The organism is Arthrobacter sp. CC3 (assembly GCF_039907775.1).
GTDB lineage: Bacteria > Actinomycetota > Actinomycetes > Actinomycetales > Micrococcaceae > Arthrobacter.
In genome coordinates this window covers 1-16,561 of sequence record NZ_JARCCY010000072.1, presented here as the reverse complement: position 1 = coordinate 16,561, position 16,561 = coordinate 1, and the positions used below count along the sequence as shown (strand labels likewise).

Sequence of the window (16,561 nt, the reverse complement as noted above, 5' to 3'; positions counted from 1 at the left end):
TGCCCATCGACCGAACCCGGACCAAGATCAGAACGACCCCGCCCCATCAAACACAACCGGTGGATCGAGGCTTAGCCGGCAGCGAGTCCGACGGGCACAGGCATTAGAGGCAACACGGGCACTACAGACGGGCACAGGCACTAAAGCGGAACCGACCACTCAAGGCTTGTCCCGCTGCCCGGTGCGCCGGTGATGGTGCAGGTTCCCTCCAATATCCTGGCGCGCTCCTCCATGTTGTTGAGGCCGTTGCGCTTCGTGGAACCATTGAACCCGCTGCCGTTGTCCGTGACCAGGACAGTCATCATGCCGTCCAGGGCAGAAACGGACACCTCGATCGAGTCTGCTCCCGAATGGCGGATGGCATTGCTCAGCCCTTCCGAAACAACGGCCACCACATGTTCGGCCTTGTCAGGAAGGACTGAGTCAACCGGTCCTTCCAGGATGAGACCGGGTGTAAAGTGCATGGACTTGGCCGCGCTCCGGGTGACGCGGCGGAGGCGCGCGCTGAGCGACTCTGTGTCGCCGTTGCCGGTCCTGAGCGAGTAGATGGTGTCCCTGAGGCTGCGGATGGCCTCATCGAGCTCCCCCGTGATGGCGCGGATCCGGTCCAGCGCAAGCCCTTCCTTCGTGAAGCGGTTCAGGCTTTGGACGCTCAGGCCGGCGGCGAAGAGCCGCTGGATCACGAGGTCATGAAGGTCGCGGGCAATACGGTCGCGATCCGAATACACCAACAATTCTTCCCGCAGCCGGTGGACCCTGGCGAGTTCCAGCGCCAGCGCCACATGGGACCCGAAAACAGCACCCATCTCCACATCTATCCGGCCATACGGGCCCGCCCCGGAGTCCCGGACGAGGAGGAGCAGGCCATGGTGGGCGCCCTGGGTGCTGAGGGCCACTGCAAGCAGCGGTCCGGCAACGGTATCCCCCAGCACTTCGAGCACGTCGGCGGCGTTGTCCACGAGAAGGGGGTCGCCGCCTTCGAGCACGCCCCGGAGGGCATCCGAGTCCAGGGACAGCGGGAGGCCGGAAAACAGCTCTGCACCTTCGCCGTCGGCCCCGGCGACGACGTAGCCGTCGCCGCCCGCAGCGGGTTCCACGATCAGGGCCAGCTTGGATCCGGATTCCCGAAGGGCCCTTCCGGCGATGGGACCAAGTCCGGCGGAGTGGGCCGGATCGGTCCCCAGCATCAGCCCGGCAACATCCATGCACGCCTCAAGCCATTGGGCACGCCGCCTGGCGTCGTCGTAGAGCCGGGCGTTCTCAATGGCGACGCCGGCAGCGGCCGCCAGGGCAACGGCCAGCTCTTCATCCTCCACCGTGAAGTCGCCGCCGCCCACTTTTTCCGTTAGATACAGGTTTCCGAAGACGACGTCCCGCACCCGGACCGGAACGCCAAGGAATGACTGCATCGGCGGGTGGTGTTCGGGAAAGCCGTAGGCCTCGGGATGGGTCCGCAGGTCATGAAGCCGCAGCGGCCGGGGGTCGGAGATCAGTAATCCCAGGACGCCATGGCCGGTGGGGAGGGGGCCGATGTGCTTTGCGAGTTCGCCGTCGATCCCGACCGTGATGAAGTGGCTGAGGGCGCGGTCATCCCCGATGACACCCAGGGCCCCGTAACGGGCGCGCAATAGCTGGCAGGCGGACTGGACAACCCGTTCCAGAACGGCGTCGAGGCTCAAGTCCTCGGCAACGGCCACGACCGCTTCGAGCAGGCCACCCATGCGCTCCTGGAACTGGAGGAGTTCACCGGCCCGGGACACAAAGTCCTTGAGGAGGTCTTCGATCCTGGTGCCGCTTGCCGCGGTGTATCGCTCGGGGCCGTCGCCATCGGCATGCTTATCCACAAACCACTCCTGACCGCGTCCGTCCGCTCCGGCGTCGTGAGGCAAGAATACCGTTAAGGCATTCAACACGGCGTGAGGCTGTCGATTTGGCGGCAGGGACCTTGGGCCCTAGCTTTCCGGACGTTCCCTCGCCTAGGCTCGGCGTCATGAGCACTGATCCTAAACCGGGCGCTGACCATCCGCACGAAGTCGAAAACCTTGACAATCACGAATGCTGGCGCTTGCTGCGGAGCGTCTCAGTGGGCCGGCTGGCCGTATGGGTGGACGACCACCCGGACATCTTCCCCATCAACTACAAGGTGGACCACGGAACCCTCGTCTTCCGCACGGCGGACGGCACCAAGCTGCAGGCAGCCACCGGTGACACTCCGGTGGCCGTGGAGGCCGACGGCGTGGACGCGGACAGCGGCATCGCCTGGAGCGTGGTGATCAAGGGACAGGCCGCCCCGGTCAAGAACCAGCAGGAGGTTCTGGACACCGTGGGACTGCTGCTTTTCCCCTGGCAGGCCGGCAAGAAAGAGCACTTCGTCCGAATTACGCCGGACACAGTCACGGGCCGCCGTTTCAAGGTCACTCCCCCGTTGACCTGGTGGACGCCGCTGGATGACGCCACCCGGTCCGGGTACGAATAGGCCCGCAAGGGGTGCCTGGCTAGGCCAGGCGGGTGATTTCCACGCTCACGTTCAACGCGGAACCTCCGCCGCCTGACAGGATGCCCTTGAGCGGCGGCACATCCCGGTAATCGCGTCCGCGTGCCACGGTGACGTGGAAGTCGCCGGCCGGTTTGTGGTTGGTCGGGTCCCAGCTGCGCCATTCGCCGTCCCACCACTCCAGCCACGCGTGCGACTGGCCGGCAACCGTTTCGCCGATGTCCGCCGTCGAACGCGGGTGAAGGTAACCGGAGACATACCGCGCGGGAATACCGCAGCTGCGCAGCGCCCCGATCGCGAGGTGTGCCAGGTCCTGGCACACGCCCTGGCGCTGCCCCCAGGCCTGCGCGGCGTTGGTGGTGACGCCGGTGGAGCCTTTCATGTACGTCATCTCGCCGCGCATCCATTCGAAGATGGCCATGGCGGACCCGTGCGGGTTCCTGCCTTCGACGATTCCCGGAATGATGCCGAGGACTTCGTCTCCGGGACCACTCAGCCGGGACTGCGGGACCCAGTCACTGAACTGGTTGAGCGTCTCAGGCGCCTGCAGCACGTCCCAGGAGACGATGTCACCCTCCGCCGGGACGCGCTCTGCACGGTGGACTTCAACCGTCGTGGTGGAGACCACCTCCAGGTACTCATGCGGCATCTGCATGTCGAAGGCCGTAACGCGCGTGCCCCAGTAGTCGCGGTAGCTGCTGATGGCAGCCTGCGACGGCGCAACTTTCATGGACGATTCCAGCACCACCTGCTGCGGATCCGTCAGCGGTGTCATGCGGGCTTCGTTGTACGAGAGCGTGACGCGTTTGTTGTATTTGTAGCCGGTTTTATGGATGATGCTCAGCCGGGTCATGAAACTTCTCCCACCCAGGCCAGTTCGTCCGCCTGATTGAAGTACTTACGGGAAATGGCGTCGGACGCCTGCGACACAGCCTTCTGGACGCGCTCCATGTGCTCCGGCAGTTCGGACATAAGGTCGTCCGTCCGGTGGAACTCGAGGAAGGTGCGGGCCTGGCCCACGATCCGGCGTGCGTCGTTGATGAAACCGACACGCTGGGCGGAAGGGTCGAGCTTCGCCAGGCACTCGTCAGCATCACGCAGGGCGTAGACGATGGAACGCGGGAACAGGCGGTCCAGCAGCAGGAACTCTGCGGCATGCTGGTCCCCGAAGGCGGCCCTGCGGGTCCGGAGGAAAGACTCATACGCCCCCGCGCAACGGAGCATATTGACCCATGACATGCCGGCGGAGAGCACGTCGCGGGTTGAAAGCATGCGTGCCGTCATGTCGGCACGCTCCAGGGAACGACCCAGGGCCAGGAACAACCAGCTGTCGTCGTGGCTGACGGTGGTGTCCGCCAGGCCGCTGACCATGGCCGTGCGCTCCAGCACCCAGTGGCAGAACCGGTAGGTGCCGACGACGTCCTTGCGGTGCTGGTTCAGGCCGTAGTACGTGGTGTTCAGGCTTTCCCAAAGCCCGGAGGAAACCGTTTCGCGGGCACGGCGCGCGTTTTCGCGGGCAGCCCCCAGCGAACCGGCGATCGATGTGGCGCTCTGCTTGTCGTAGGCCAGGGCGTGGAGCAGCTCCTCGAGGCCGAATTCGTCGCTCTCGGGCCGGGCTCCCATAACAGCCAGGAGTTCCCGGGCCACATTGTCCCGTTCCTCCGTGGGCAGGTGGTTGAGGCGCTCGAGGTGGACGTCCAGGATGCGGGCGGTACCGTCAGCCCGCTCCACATAGCGGCCGATCCAAAATAGGGACTCAGCAATACGGCTAAGCATTCGCGGCTACCTCCTGCGGGTCCGAAATCTGCATGTACATAAATAGGGAAACTGGTGCTGTGAGCTCCCGACGGCGGCGGCTCACTGCTGCTGCTCCGTCTGGCGGTCGCGCCAGTTGCTTTCGACCGGCCACACCGAAACCCGCTCGCGGACGGTGATGGACGGCCTGGGCAGGAGCTCCACCGGAACCTCGGGAGAGTCCGAGAGCACCCACGTGTCCTTGGACCCGCCGCCCTGGCTGGAGTTGACGATCAGCGAACCCTCCTTGAGGGCCACGCGGGTCAGTCCGCCCGGGAGCACCCAGACTTCGTCGCCGTCGTTGACGGCGAACGGCCGCAGGTCGACGTGCCGAGGGCCAAACTTATCACCGCTGAGGGTGGGAACCGTAGACAGCTGCAGGACCGGCTGCGCAATCCAGCCACGGGGATCGGCGATGACGCGCTTACGCAGCGCCTCGAGTTCTTCCTTCGATGCGTCGGGCCCGATGACCAGGCCCTTGCCGCCGGAGCCGTCCACCGGTTTTACCACCAGTTCATCCAGCCTGTCCAGGACGTGCTCGCGCGCTTCCTTCTCCTCCAGCCGGAAGGTGTCCACGTTGGCGATCACGGGCTCTTCGTTGAGGTAGTAGCGGATGAGGTCGGGCACGTAGCTGTAGACGAGCTTGTCGTCGGCCACGCCGTTGCCCACCGCATTGGCAATGGTCACGCCTCCGGCGCGGGCCGCATTGACCAGTCCGGGGCAGCCCAGCATGGAATCGGCGCGGAACTGCAGCGGGTCGAGGAAGTCGTCGTCGATGCGCTTGTAGATGACGTCAACGCGCTGTTCGCCGGCGGTAGTACGCATGTAGACCCTGTTGCCGCGGCAGATGAGGTCGCGGCCTTCCACGAGCTCCACGCCCATAAGGCCGGCCAGCAGGGTGTGCTCGAAATACGCGCTGTTGAACACGCCGGGCGTGAGGACCACTACGGTGGGGTCGTCCACGCCGGACGGTGCCGTCTTGCGGAGTGCGGACAGGAGACGGCGGGGGTATTCCTCCACCGGACGGATCAGTTGCTGGCCGAACGCCTCCGGCAGGCCCTTGGCCATGGCGCGGCGGTTTTCCAGCACGTAACTCACTCCGGAGGGGACACGCACGTTGTCTTCGAGCACCCGGAAGGTTCCCGCGGCGTCGCGGACGACGTCGATCCCCGAGATGTGGACGCGGACGCCGCCGGCCGGTTCGAAGCCGTGGACCTGGCGGTGGAAATGGGCGCTGGTGGTGACGAGCTGGCGCGGGATGACGCCGTCGGCCACCACCGTCATTTTGTCGTAAACGTCGTTGAGGAAGGCTTCGAGGGCACGGACCCGCTGGGCCACGCCCTTCTCCAGCACGGTCCACTCATCGGCAGGGATCACCCGGGGGACGATATCCAGGGGAAACGGACGTTCCTCCCCGGCGAAGTCGAAGGTGACACCGCGGTCCAGGAAGGTCCGCGCCATCGAATCGGCACGGGCCGTGACATCGGTGAGGGAAAGTTCCCGGAGGGCACCCGCGACCTGTCCGTAGGACTTCCTGGCTTCTTGGCCGGGGGCAAACATCTCGTCGTAGGCGCCGGTGCGGCCGGCGGCCTCGGAGTAATCCTGGAATAGGTCAGACATGGTCATTAGCCAACCACCTTTTTGTTTCGAATTCATTACTGATGCCCATTGGGGCGTGTTGAAGCCACCCGGCCGGTTCGTGTTTTTCCGCACTGTTCCGGCAAGGTAGGTGAGTGCCATTGCCCAGACTCCCCGCCGCCCCCCACGGGCGGATCTCCGCACGGATCCCACCCCTGTTGCCGGGACTACTCACTGCCGTTTTCGCCGTCGGGGTGGCCTTTACCGTACACGCAATGGTGCCCGCCCTGCCCGCCATGACCGTCGCCGTCGTGCTTGGCCTGCTTTCTGCCAACCTCCCCGGCACCGGAACCTGGACGGCGGGGCGGGCGCGTCCGGGACTCGACTTCGCCGGCAAGCACCTGATGCGGGCCGGAATTGTGCTCCTCGGACTGAAAGTCAGCGTCCTGGACGTCCTGGGCCTCGGCTGGCAGTCGCTGCTGCTCATCACGGGGGTGGTCCTGGTGAGCTTCGCCGGAACCTACGGGATTTCCCGGATGTTCCGCCTGACCCGCGATGCCTCCCTGCTCATCGCCACCGGTTTCTCCATCTGCGGAGCCTCCGCCATTGGCGCCATGGCTGCGGTCCGCAGGATCCGCCACGTGGACACCGTGCTGCCGGTTGCGCTGGTCACGCTGTGCGGCACCCTGGCCATCGGTGTGCTGCCGCTGCTCCTGCACCCGCTGCAGCTCACCCCTGAAGTGTTCGGTGCATGGACCGGGGCATCGGTGCACGACGTCGGCCAGGTGGTGGCCACCGCACAGACCGCAGGCACCGGTGCCCTGGCGATCGCCGTCGTCGTGAAGCTGACGCGGGTGATCCTGCTGGCCCCCATGGTGGCCGCCGCGGGGATCCACCAGCGGTCGGCCATCAACCGCGAAACCCGGAACGGTGCCGGACCGGACGGTGCCGGACCGGATGGGGCCGGACGGAACGGGGCCGGACCGGACGGATTGGGTCGTGCGGAGCCGGCCGGCCCGGCCTCCGAAACCGACGGCGCCGAGCTGCGGATGCCGCCCGTCGTCCCGCTGTTCGTCATTGGATTTGTGGCCATGGTGGGTTTGCGGTCCACCGGCTGGCTCTCCCCCGGCTGGCTGGAGGCCGCAGCAGCCGTGCAGGATCTGCTGCTCGGCACGGCGCTCTTCGGCCTGGGTTCGGCGGTCCGGGTGCAAACCCTGCTCCACACCGGCGCCAGGGCCTTGCTGGCAGCCCTCGCGGCGTGGCTCCTGATCGCCGCCCTGGGCCTTGGGGCCGCCATGCTGATCGTTCAGCCGTGACGGACCAGGCCCCGCCCGGACAACTGCACCGAAGCCACTGCACCGACGCGGCACCGGTGATCCGCCTGCGCCATGATTCAATAGCTTGGTGTCGAATGAGAACCTGCAACGCGATGAAGCGGCAAATCGCTCAGCCCTGATCGCCACCCATAGCTACGACGTTTCACTCGACGTCCGCACGGCGCAGGATCCGGAGGTTACCGGCTACACCAGCCGCAGCGTAATCAACTTCTCCGCCCGGGAACCCGGCGGCTCCACATTCCTGGACTTCATCAGCAGCGACGTGCACAGCGTGTTCCTGAACGGAGAGGGGCAGTCTGTCGCCGACGTCGTGGACGGATCCCGTATCCGGCTCGACAACCTCCAGGCCGAAAACCAGGTCACCGTCACCGGGACGGCGCTGTACAGCACGTCCGGGGAGGGAATGCACCGTTTCTTCGATCCCGCCGACGGCCAGTGCTACCTCTACACGCAGTACGAGCCGGCTGATGCCCGGCGCGTGTTCGCCAACTTTGAACAGCCCGACCTCAAGGCGGAATTCACGTTCCATGTGATGGCCCCCTCCGACTGGCAGGTCGCTTCCAACGGCACAGAGGCCAACCGCACCCAGCTGACCAGCGATCCCGCAACGAGCCGCTGGGACTTCGCGCCGACGCGGCGGATGTCCACCTACATCACCACCGTGCTGGCAGGGCCGTACTTCAAGGCCGAGGACCACTGGAGCGGAACCCTTGAGGACGGCACAGCGCTGGAAATCCCGCTGGCCCTCTACTGCCGCAATTCCATGGCGGGATCCTTCGACACCGAGCACCTGTTCCAGCTCACCAAGCAGGGCCTCGAATTCTTCAACAACCTCTTCGACTACCCCTACCCCTGGGGCAGGTACGACCAGGCGTTCGTGCCCGAATACAACCTCGGCGCCATGGAAAACCCCGGGCTGGTCACCTTCACCGAAAACTACGTGTTTACGTCCCGCGCCGCTGATTCGCAGTACCAGGCACGCGCCAACACCCTGATGCACGAAATGGCGCACATGTGGTTCGGTGACCTGGTGACCATGCAGTGGTGGAACGATCTCTGGCTCAAAGAGTCCTTCGCCGACTACATGGGCACCCTGGGCGTGGACCGCGCCACGGACTGGGACACGGCCTGGGTGAACTTCGCCAATAACCGCAAGGCGTGGGCCTATGTCCAGGACCAGCTGCCCACCACCCACCCGATCGTCGCCGACATTCCCGACCTTGAAGCGGCCAAGCAGAACTTCGACGGCATCACCTACGCCAAGGGCGCGTCCGTGCTGAAGCAGTTGGTGGCCTACGTCGGCTTCGAGGCGTTCATCGCCGGCTCGCGCCGGTATTTCCGGGACCACGAGTACGGCAACACCACGCTCGCGGACCTGCTCGCCGCCCTCGGCGAGGCGTCCGGCCGGGACCTGGCGGCATGGGCCCGCCAGTGGCTGCAGACTTCAGGGATCTCCACCGTCACGGCAGAAATTGATGAGCACGACGGCGTGCTGGGCAGGGTTGCCCTCGTCCAGGACGCAGTGGACCCGGTCACCGGACGGCAGGAACTGCGGCCGCACCGGCTTCGGGTCGGGCTGTACGATTTCGACGCCGACGGCTTGCTGGTCCGCACGGACAGCGTGGAGACCGACCTGACCGGCCAGAGCACGCTGGTTCCCGAACTGAAGGGCAAGCCGGTGCCCGCCCTCCTCCTGGTCAACGACGATGACCTCAGCTACGTGAAGGTGCGGCTTGATCCCCGCTCCGAAACCACAGCGCGTGCGTCCCTGGGAGCCCTGCAGGACCCGATGGCCCGGGCGCTCTGCTGGACGGCGCTCTGGGATGCCGCCCGCGACGGTGTGGCACCGGCGGACAGCTACGTTGCGGCAGTGGAGAAATTCGGCGCCGCCGAGAACGGCATCGGCGTCCTGCTGAACGTGCTGGGCAACGCGTCGACTGCCATCGACCGCTATGTCCCGGTTTCGGAACGGGATACGGTGCGCCGCCGCTTCCTGGACGCGGCTGCCCGGGAACTTGCCGCAGCCCGGCCGGGTTCGGACCACCAGCTTGCCTGGGCAAGGACCCTCGCCGCCGCCAGCAGGCAGTCGGCAGTCCGCCTGGACCTCCTGAGAGGAATCCTGGACGGCACAACGGTCATCGAAGGCCTTGCCGTGGACCCGGAGCTCCGCTGGAGCCTGTGGCATGCCCTGGCGGCCAACGGTCAGGCAACGGAGGCCGAACTCGACGCCGAACTTTCCCGTGACACCACGGCGTCCGGCCGCGCGGGCCATGCCACGGCACTCGCCGCCCGCCCGGTGGCGGTCGTCAAAGCCGCAGCCTGGGATGCCGCCGTCACAGGCAGCGCCCTCTCCAACCAGCTGCTCAGCGCCACGATTGCCGGATTCAACACGGCCCCGGACGGCCTGCTGGACCCGTTTGTGGAACCGTACTTCGAGTGCCTCGAGAACGTCTGGGCGGAGCGCAGCATCGAGATCGCCAGCCGGATTGTCCGCGGGCTCTATCCGGCGGGCCAGGATTTGGACGGGGGCGATCCGGCCGCCCACCCCGTGATCGTCCGTTCGGACAACTGGCTGGCCGGCCACCCGGACGCTCCACGGGCGCTTCGCCGGATCGTCATCGAGCAGCTGAGCCACCTGCACCGTTCCCTCACGGCACAGGCAGCAGCCGCGAAGGCACCATCGATTGCTCCGTAACCGCCGTTTTGGCCGCTCATAACGGCAGTTGCGGAGCAATCGACGTCATTCCTAGGGCACCCGGTGCAGCCATTCCGAGGTGCCGAATTTTGCCGCCACGCGGTCACGGGCGGCGGCAAGTTCGGCCTCGGTGAGGACCGAGGGCGTGGCCCCGTACCGGCCGCTGAAGACATCCATCATTGCCTCAACAATTTCCGTCCGGGCCAGCCCGGTCTGGCGCCGCAGCGGATCGACGCGCTTTTTGGCACTGGCGGTCCCCTTGTCCGAGAGTTTCTCCTTGCCGATCCGGAGGACCTCCACCATTTTGTCGGCGTCGATGTCATAGCTCATGGTGACGTGGTGCAGCATGCCGCCGTTGGCCAGCCGTTTCTGGGCGGCACCGCCGATCTTGCCCTGCTCCGTGGCAATGTCGTTGAGCGGCACGTAGAAGGCACTGATGCCGAGTTTCTTCAGTGCAGCCATGACCCAGGCGTCCAGGAAGGCGTACGAATCGGCGAAGCTGATGCCGTCCACAAGGGTCTGGGGCAGATACAGCGAGTAGGTGATGCAGTTGCCTGCTTCCATGAACATGGCTCCCCCACCGCTTATCCGCCGGACCACGCTGATGCCGTGGCGGGCCACGCCCTCGGGATGGACCTCGTTGCGGACCGACTGGAAACTGCCGATCACCACGGACGGTTCCTCCCAGTCCCAGAAGCGGAGGGTTGGATTGCGGCGCCCTGCCCCCACTTCCTCGGTGAGCACCTCGTCCAGGGCAACGTTAATGTGGGTCGGAAGGACCGAAGGCGCGATGACATTCCAGTGGTGGTCCGCCCAGCCGGTGGCCTTCGCCAGGGCCCTGCGGACGGCGACGGCCACGGCGTCGGCCGAAAACCCGAAGAGCACGGCGTCGTCGGGGAGGCCATCGGCCACGGCGGCGGAGATGTCCGCCGCTGCAGTCGTTTCCGGTAGTCCCGTCAGGGCGTGGTTGATGTCCAGCAGCGCTTCATCGGGTTCCAGGAAGAAGTCACCGCTGACGGAAACGTGCGCAAGGCGGCCCCCGACGACGTCGAAATCCACCACCACGAGCTTGCCGCCCGGGACCTTGTACTCACCGTGGCGCCGGCCGCCGTCGTCGTGAGTGCCGTCCGCCGCGCCGGTCTCAAAAGAAGGGAATGTCATGCATCCCATCCTGCCCCACCAACGCAAAAGCCCGCACCTTCCGGAATTCCGGAGGATGCGGGCTTTTCCAACTGCCTTGGGGAGAAGTTATTACTTCTTGCCGCCGAAGCCCTTGAAGCGAGCGTTGAAGCGCTCGACGCGGCCTGCGGAGTCCATGATGCGCTGCTTGCCCGTGTAGAACGGGTGGGACTCGGAGGAGATTTCGACGTCGATGACCGGGTAGGTGTTTCCGTCTTCCCATTCGATGGTCTTCTTGGAAGACACAGTCGACTTGGTCAGGAACTTGACGCCGGAAGCCAGGTCGTTGAAAACAACAGCTTCGTACTTCGGGTGAGTATTAGACTTCATAATTGGACCTTCGTTCGCACAACTGGATTTTGCCAGCTGCCAGGTATGAATGGGATGAAGGTGCGGAACAACATCAATAACATCAGGTGCCCGGACCAACACTCAATCCTAGCCTAAAGAGGCTCCCGGTACGAACCGGGGTCAGCCCTTCGGTCGGAGTTCCCAGAACGCGACGGCGGAAGCCGCCGCGACGTTGAGCGAATCGACTCCCGCCCGCATGGGAATCTTGACGGCGAGGTCCACGGCGGCGAGGGTCTCCGGGCTCATGCCCGCACCTTCGGTGCCCAGCACCAGGGCGAGCTTGTCCGGGTTGCGGGCGGCCAGTTCATCGAGGTCCACGGCATCTCCCGTGAGTTCCATGGCTGCCACCGTGAAACCCTGCTCCCGGAGGACATTGAGATCGTCCGGCCACGACTCCAGGCGGGCCCACGGAACCTGGAACACGGTACCCATGCTCACGCGGACACTGCGCCGGTACAGGGGGTCCCCGCACCGTGGCGAGACCAGCACGGCGTCCACGCCGAGGGCGGCTGCCGAGCGGAAGATGGCACCCACGTTCGTGTGGTCCACGATGTCTTCGAGGACCGCCACCCGGTGTGCACCGGCCAGGAGTTCGGGCAGCGGCACGGGTGCCGGGCGGTGCATGGCCGCCATGGCGCCGCGATGCAGGTGGAAACCGGTGATGTCTTCCAGCAGCGCGGCGCTGCCGACAAACACCGGGACGTCCGGGAACCGGTCAAAGACGTCGGTCAGGTCCTCCAGCCACTTCTCGGCAAGGAAAAAGGAACGCGGCCGGTGGCCGGCAGCGAGGGCGCGCCGGAGCACGCGCGAGGATTCCGCGATGTACATCCCCTCGGCGGGTTCCCGGACCTTGCGCAAGTGCACGTCCGTGAGCCGGGTGTAGTCGGACACCCGGGGATCATCAGCGGATTCGAGGTAGTGGAAAGTCACTGGAAGTCATTTCATCGGGACAGGTGATGCACCGGGGCAAGTGCCGGTCATTTGAACAGGTTCGCGATCATGAACCCCAGGGCCACGAGGCCCAATGCGAAGATGACGCCGCGCAGGACCGGTGGGGAAAGCCGCCGGCCCACCTTGGAACCGATGATGCCGCCGATGAGGGAACTCACCGCGATAATGCCCACAACCGGCCAGTTGATGCGCCCGAATGCGAACAGCAGATAAGACGCCGCCGCCACGATGTTCACCCCGAGGACCAGGATGTTCTTCATGGCGTTGGCGTTCTGGATGGTTCCCGTCATGAACACGCCCAGGATGCCCACCAGGAGGATGCCCTGCGCGGCGACGAAGTAGCCGCCGTAGACGCCGGCCAGGTACACCAGGACGATCAGGAGCACGCCGTGGCGTTTGTCGTTGATCGCGTGCTCGGGGTTCGCCTCCCGGTTCCGCACCCACTGCTGGAGCCGGGGCTGGAAGACCACCATCAGCAGGGCGAGCACAATCAGGGCAGGTGCGGCGTAGTGGAACACCTTCTCCGGCAGGTGCAGCAGCAGCCAGGCGCCGCTGATGCCGCCCAGCAGGGATGCCGGCAACAGCCGAAGAAACTGCTTGCCGCGCCCCGCAAGTTCTTTCCGGTACCCCCAGGCGCCCGCGGCATTCCCCGCCACCAGCCCCATGGCATTGCTGATGGATGCTGTCACCGGGGCGATGCCCAGGGCAATCAGCACGGGGAACGTGACCAGGGTGCCCGAACCCACAACACTGTTGATGGTTCCGGCCCACAGCCCCGCGAAGAAGATGAAGACGCCGTTGAGTAACTCCACGCTCGGAAGGCCAGCCGGGTCAGCGGCGTGCGGTGGCGGCGTAGCGTCCCGCGTTGACCGTGACGTCGAGCGGCAGGCCGAAGGTCTCGCTGAGGTGCTCGGAAGTCAGGACGTCGGCAATGGGGCCGGCCGCCACAACGCCGGCATCGCGCATCAGCATCGCGTGGGTGAAGCCCGGCGGAACTTCCTCGAGGTGATGGGTCACCAGGACAATGGCCGGGGCAGTTTCGTCGCGTGCCAGTTCACTGAGGCGGTGCACCAGGTCCTCGCGGCCGCCGAGGTCCAGCCCTGCCGCGGGCTCGTCCAGGAGAAGCAGTTCCGGGTCTGTCATCAGGGCGCGGGCAATCTGGACCCGCTTCCGTTCGCCTTCGGACAGGGACGCGAAAGCGCGGTTGAGGAGCGGACCCATCCCCCACTCGTTCAGGAGCCGGAATGCACGGCGTTCGTCGTCCTTCTCATAGCCTTCGCGCCAGCGTCCGGTCACCCCGTAAGCGGCCGTGACCACAACGTTGAGCACCTTCTCCTGCTCGGGAATCTGGTTGGCAAGGGCCGCCGAGGACAGGCCGATGCGGGGCCGGAGTTCAAAGACGTCAACAGCCCCCAGCATCTCTTCCAGGATGCCAGCCATCCCGCTCGTGGGGTGGAGCCGTGCCGCCGCAATCTGGAGCAGAGTGGTCTTGCCCGCGCCGTTGGGTCCGAGGATTACCCAGCGTTCGCCTTCTTTGACCTGCCAGTCCACTTTGTTGAGGAGCGTTTTGGCTCCGCGGACAACGCTGACGGCAGCCATTTCAAGAACATCACTCATAGGAGTAGACACTAGGACAAAACACGGTGCGACTGATAACTGATACACCACGCGCGGAGCCTGCACCAGGGCGGAACGAAACGAATTCGGGTGCCGGGAGTGCGCTGGCTAAGATTGCAGCCATGAGTTCGAACGTGACTGCGGTCAGCTACGGCGTCAAAATGTCCCCTCCGGAACTGGAACACCTCCGTTCCCTGCTGACCGGAGCAGGCGCTTCCTTCGCCGCAGAATCCCGCAGCGGCGACCACCGCTTCGAGGTGTACACGGTGGATTTCTCCGTGGAATCCGGCACCGCTGCCGAGATCGCCGCGCTGCGCCATGACGTGGCGTCTGCCGGCTTCACCGGGATGGACACGGCGATCGTCCCGGCACCCCTCCGGGAGGCGCCCCGCAAGTTCCTCATCATGGATGTTGATTCGACGCTCATCCAGCAGGAGGTCATCGAACTGCTGGCCGCCTACGCCGGGAAGAAGGAAGAGGTCACGGCGGTCACGGAAGCTGCCATGCGCGGCGAGCTGGACTTCGCCCAGAGCCTGCACGCCCGGGTGGCCGTGCTCGCTGGCCTGCCCGCCGCCGTCGTCGATTCCGTACGGGCCGAGGTGAAACTCAGTGAGGGTGCAGCGGAACTGGTGGCGGCGTTCAAGGCGGCAGGTCACGCCGTGGCAGTCGTTTCGGGCGGTTTCAACCAGATCCTCCGCCCCATCGCGGAAGACCTTGGGATGGATCACTGGATCGCCAACGAGCTGGAAATTGTCGACGGCGCGCTGACGGGCAAAGTGCTGGGCGCGGTCATCGACCGTGCGGCGAAGGAGAAGTACCTCCGCGAGTGGGCTGCGGCCGAGGGCATTCCCCTTGAGCACACCATCGCCGTGGGCGACGGCGCCAACGACCTGGACATGCTTGGAGCCGCCGGAATCGGGGTGGCCTTCAACGCCAAACCGGCGGTGCGCGCAGTCGCGGACGCAGTGGTCAACATGCCCTACCTGGACGCCGTGCGGCACATCGCCGGGGTCTGAGGCATTAACCGGTTGAGGCACTAACCGCGAGATGGCACGTCGCGGCAATGTTCCTCGGAACGATTGCCGCGACGTGCCATCTCGGCGGACTGGCGCTGAGGGTCCTAGCCTGCCTGGCCGGTGCTCTTGCCGAAGTAGTCGGCGCCGCCGGCGTACTCGGTGTGGCCGGTTTCGACGTCGGCAGTCACCATCTTGGCGATTTCCGCGGCAAACTCGGCCACGGAGTACAGCTTGCCGGCCTCGGCCCGGCGGGCCTCGATGGCGCCCGGGTTGGAGCGGTCAAGCAGCGTGGCCGTAACGGTTCCTTCGATCATGTCGCCGGAAACCACCACGAAGGAAATGCCCTTTTCTGCAAGGTTCGGGATGAGGGCGCGCAGGGCATCCTCTCCGGCGCGCTTGCTGCGTGCCACCGGCTCGTATTCCGGCATCGTGGGGACTGAATCGATGAAGTGGGCCTGGTGGCTGGTGACAAACACCACGCGGGAGCCTTCACGCATCAGCGGCACGGCAGCGTTGAGCATGTTGACCTGGGCATCCCGGTTCAGCTTCAGGGCGTAGCCCTCTTCCATGCCCGACTCCATGCCGCCGGAGGCGTTGAGGACGAGGACATCGAGTGAGCCGAAGTTCTCCATGGCCGCGCTGGCCAGCGCCTGGACACCTTCCTGCGTGGTGAGGTCGGCGCCGACCGCTGCGGCACGGCCTCCGGCGGCCTCGATCTCGGCCACAACCTTATTGGCGCGCGGCGCCTTCTGACGGTAGTTCACCACGACGGCGGCACCCTCGGCAGCGAGGAGCTTGGCAACATCAGCGCCGATCCCCCTCGATGAACCGGTCACAATGGCAGTCTTGTTGTCCAGCAATCCCATTCGAGCTCCTTTGTTCCAAACGTCCAAAATCTGTCGGTCTGCCATCCATCATGCCAGCGGATGGGAAGAATCCAGTTGTTCAACGTCAACAAAGAAGCGGATCCGGGATAGTTGCGGTGAGGCGCATGCCGTTGCCGGGCCGCGCGGGCCGGCGTAGGCTCGCCGCCATGACAGCCAAGGGCCTCCCGTCCGGTGCCGCACCATGACCCGGGGCGCTGCCGGTAAGTCCACCCCGGAGGAGGTCTTCCGCGGTTCCCCGCTGGGCCTGGAGCTGCTGCGGCGGGTGGAGGGCATCCTGGCGGCGTACCCGCCGTCGACCATGAACGCTACAAAAAGCCAGGTGGCGTTCCGCGGACGGCGCGGTTTTGCCTACCTGTGGTGGCCGGCCAGGTACATCAGGTCCGACGTGCCCGCCGTTCTGTCGATAGCGTTGCCGCGACGCATCGATTCGGCCCGGTTCAAGGAAGTGGTCAGCCCGGCGCCCGGCGTGTGGATGCACCATCTGGAGCTGCGCTTCCTTTCCGACCTCGACGACGAGGTGGCCGAGTGGCTTGGCGAAGCCCGCCGGGAAGCGGGGTGACTGCCTCCTCCGATGTTGCGCGGCCAGCTTAGCCTCGATCCACCGGTCGGTTTGAGGTTGTAGCGGCGGTTTAAACGGAGAATGCCTGTCGGATCGGGAAAAA

General features: G+C 65.6%; 15 protein-coding genes. 5 read left to right on the top strand and 10 right to left on the bottom strand.

The genetic code is table 11. The annotated features are described in order from the left end of the window. Positions 1 to 140: 140 nt before the first annotated feature. Entirely contained in the window at positions 141 to 1,721 is a 1,581-nt protein-coding gene (locus PV761_RS23390; RefSeq protein ID WP_231510992.1) for a GAF domain-containing sensor histidine kinase, read from the bottom strand. A 269-nt stretch (positions 1,722 to 1,990) separates the two neighbouring features. Here PV761_RS23390 and PV761_RS23385 point away from each other — a divergent pair, with 269 nt between their 5' ends. After that, positions 1,991 to 2,476 carry a pyridoxamine 5'-phosphate oxidase family protein gene (locus PV761_RS23385; protein ID WP_347899927.1) on the top strand — a complete coding sequence of 162 codons (486 nt, stop codon included), beginning with the start codon at positions 1,991 to 1,993 and terminating at the stop codon, positions 2,474 to 2,476. A 19-nt stretch (positions 2,477 to 2,495) separates the two neighbouring features. On the opposite strand, the gene PV761_RS23380 is transcribed toward PV761_RS23385, so the two are convergent. From PV761_RS23380 to PV761_RS23370, 3 genes are all read right to left on the bottom strand, one after another. Continuing rightward, entirely contained in the window at positions 2,496 to 3,347 is an 852-nt protein-coding gene (locus PV761_RS23380) for a transglutaminase family protein (protein WP_028269257.1), read from the bottom strand. Beyond that, positions 3,344 to 4,270, bottom strand: a complete 927-nt coding sequence (locus PV761_RS23375) for an alpha-E domain-containing protein (RefSeq protein WP_011691978.1) — start codon at positions 4,268 to 4,270, stop codon at positions 3,344 to 3,346. The genes PV761_RS23380 and PV761_RS23375 overlap by 4 nt, the downstream gene beginning before the upstream one ends. Positions 4,271 to 4,351: 81 nt before the next feature. Beyond that, positions 4,352 to 5,908 carry a circularly permuted type 2 ATP-grasp protein gene (locus tag PV761_RS23370; RefSeq protein ID WP_028269258.1) on the bottom strand — a complete coding sequence of 519 codons (1,557 nt, stop codon included), beginning with the start codon at positions 5,906 to 5,908 and terminating at the stop codon, positions 4,352 to 4,354. Between the two features lie 119 nt (positions 5,909 to 6,027). On the opposite strand from PV761_RS23370, the gene PV761_RS23365 reads away from it, so the two are divergent. Both PV761_RS23365 and pepN read left to right on the top strand, forming a co-directional pair. Continuing rightward, positions 6,028 to 7,182 carry a putative sulfate exporter family transporter gene (locus PV761_RS23365; RefSeq protein WP_347899928.1) on the top strand — a complete coding sequence of 385 codons (1,155 nt, stop codon included), beginning with the start codon at positions 6,028 to 6,030 and terminating at the stop codon, positions 7,180 to 7,182. Positions 7,183 to 7,270: 88 nt separating this feature from the next. Further along, entirely contained in the window at positions 7,271 to 9,898 is a 2,628-nt protein-coding gene (gene pepN, locus PV761_RS23360; RefSeq protein WP_347899926.1) for an aminopeptidase N, read from the top strand. Positions 9,899 to 9,949: 51 nt separating this feature from the next. Here pepN and PV761_RS23355 read toward each other — a convergent pair whose 3' ends face one another. The 5 genes from PV761_RS23355 to PV761_RS23335 all read right to left on the bottom strand — a co-directional run bounded on the left by PV761_RS23355 (position 9,950) and on the right by PV761_RS23335 (position 13,996). Further along, positions 9,950 to 11,059 (bottom strand): biotin/lipoate A/B protein ligase family protein, encoded by a 1,110-nt coding sequence (locus PV761_RS23355; protein ID WP_347899925.1) that lies wholly within the window; start codon positions 11,057 to 11,059, stop codon positions 9,950 to 9,952. Between the two features lie 90 nt (positions 11,060 to 11,149). Next, complete coding sequence (locus tag PV761_RS23350; RefSeq protein ID WP_011691973.1) at positions 11,150 to 11,407, bottom strand: type B 50S ribosomal protein L31; 258 nt, start codon at positions 11,405 to 11,407, stop codon at positions 11,150 to 11,152. Positions 11,408 to 11,548: 141 nt separating this feature from the next. Continuing rightward, positions 11,549 to 12,358 carry an RNA methyltransferase gene (locus PV761_RS23345; protein WP_028269262.1) on the bottom strand — a complete coding sequence of 270 codons (810 nt, stop codon included), beginning with the start codon at positions 12,356 to 12,358 and terminating at the stop codon, positions 11,549 to 11,551. A gap of 47 nt (positions 12,359 to 12,405) precedes the next feature. Then, positions 12,406 to 13,191: a sulfite exporter TauE/SafE family protein gene (locus PV761_RS23340; RefSeq protein ID WP_347899924.1), complete on the bottom strand. Its 786-nt coding sequence runs from the start codon at positions 13,189 to 13,191 to the stop codon at positions 12,406 to 12,408. A gap of 19 nt (positions 13,192 to 13,210) precedes the next feature. After that, positions 13,211 to 13,996 carry an ABC transporter ATP-binding protein gene (locus PV761_RS23335; protein WP_347899923.1) on the bottom strand — a complete coding sequence of 262 codons (786 nt, stop codon included), beginning with the start codon at positions 13,994 to 13,996 and terminating at the stop codon, positions 13,211 to 13,213. A gap of 122 nt (positions 13,997 to 14,118) precedes the next feature. Between PV761_RS23335 and serB the strand changes: the two genes are divergently transcribed. Continuing rightward, positions 14,119 to 15,012: a phosphoserine phosphatase SerB gene (gene serB, locus PV761_RS23330; protein ID WP_347899922.1), complete on the top strand. Its 894-nt coding sequence runs from the start codon at positions 14,119 to 14,121 to the stop codon at positions 15,010 to 15,012. 104 nt (positions 15,013 to 15,116) lie between these two features. Here the strand turns inward: serB and PV761_RS23325 are convergent, their stop codons facing one another. Next, positions 15,117 to 15,878, bottom strand: a complete 762-nt coding sequence (locus PV761_RS23325; RefSeq protein ID WP_347899921.1) for an SDR family oxidoreductase — start codon at positions 15,876 to 15,878, stop codon at positions 15,117 to 15,119. A gap of 202 nt (positions 15,879 to 16,080) precedes the next feature. On the opposite strand from PV761_RS23325, the gene PV761_RS23320 reads away from it, so the two are divergent. Continuing rightward, positions 16,081 to 16,458 (top strand): DUF5655 domain-containing protein, encoded by a 378-nt coding sequence (locus PV761_RS23320; protein ID WP_347899920.1) that lies wholly within the window; start codon positions 16,081 to 16,083, stop codon positions 16,456 to 16,458. Positions 16,459 to 16,561: the final 103 nt, after the last annotated feature.

What these genes read in the sequence shown, in the direction of transcription:
- PV761_RS23320 (WP_347899920.1), top strand. Translation starts at nt 16,081, where the DNA reads ATGACCCGGGGCGCTGCCGGTAAGTCCACCCCGGAGGAGGTCTTCCGC.
- PV761_RS23350 (WP_011691973.1), bottom strand. Translation starts at nt 11,407, where the DNA reads ATGAAGTCTAATACTCACCCGAAGTACGAAGCTGTTGTTTTCAACGAC.
- PV761_RS23325 (WP_347899921.1), bottom strand. Translation starts at nt 15,878, where the DNA reads ATGGGATTGCTGGACAACAAGACTGCCATTGTGACCGGTTCATCGAGG.
- PV761_RS23335 (WP_347899923.1), bottom strand. Translation starts at nt 13,996, where the DNA reads ATGAGTGATGTTCTTGAAATGGCTGCCGTCAGCGTTGTCCGCGGAGCC.
- PV761_RS23380 (WP_028269257.1), bottom strand. Translation starts at nt 3,347, where the DNA reads ATGACCCGGCTGAGCATCATCCATAAAACCGGCTACAAATACAACAAA.
- serB (WP_347899922.1), top strand. Translation starts at nt 14,119, where the DNA reads ATGAGTTCGAACGTGACTGCGGTCAGCTACGGCGTCAAAATGTCCCCT.
- PV761_RS23390 (WP_231510992.1), bottom strand. Translation starts at nt 1,721, where the DNA reads ATGGGTGGCCTGCTCGAAGCGGTCGTGGCCGTTGCCGAGGACTTGAGC.
- PV761_RS23355 (WP_347899925.1), bottom strand. Translation starts at nt 11,059, where the DNA reads ATGACATTCCCTTCTTTTGAGACCGGCGCGGCGGACGGCACTCACGAC.
- PV761_RS23370 (WP_028269258.1), bottom strand. Translation starts at nt 5,908, where the DNA reads ATGTCTGACCTATTCCAGGATTACTCCGAGGCCGCCGGCCGCACCGGC.
- PV761_RS23375 (WP_011691978.1), bottom strand. Translation starts at nt 4,270, where the DNA reads ATGCTTAGCCGTATTGCTGAGTCCCTATTTTGGATCGGCCGCTATGTG.
- PV761_RS23385 (WP_347899927.1), top strand. Translation starts at nt 1,991, where the DNA reads ATGAGCACTGATCCTAAACCGGGCGCTGACCATCCGCACGAAGTCGAA.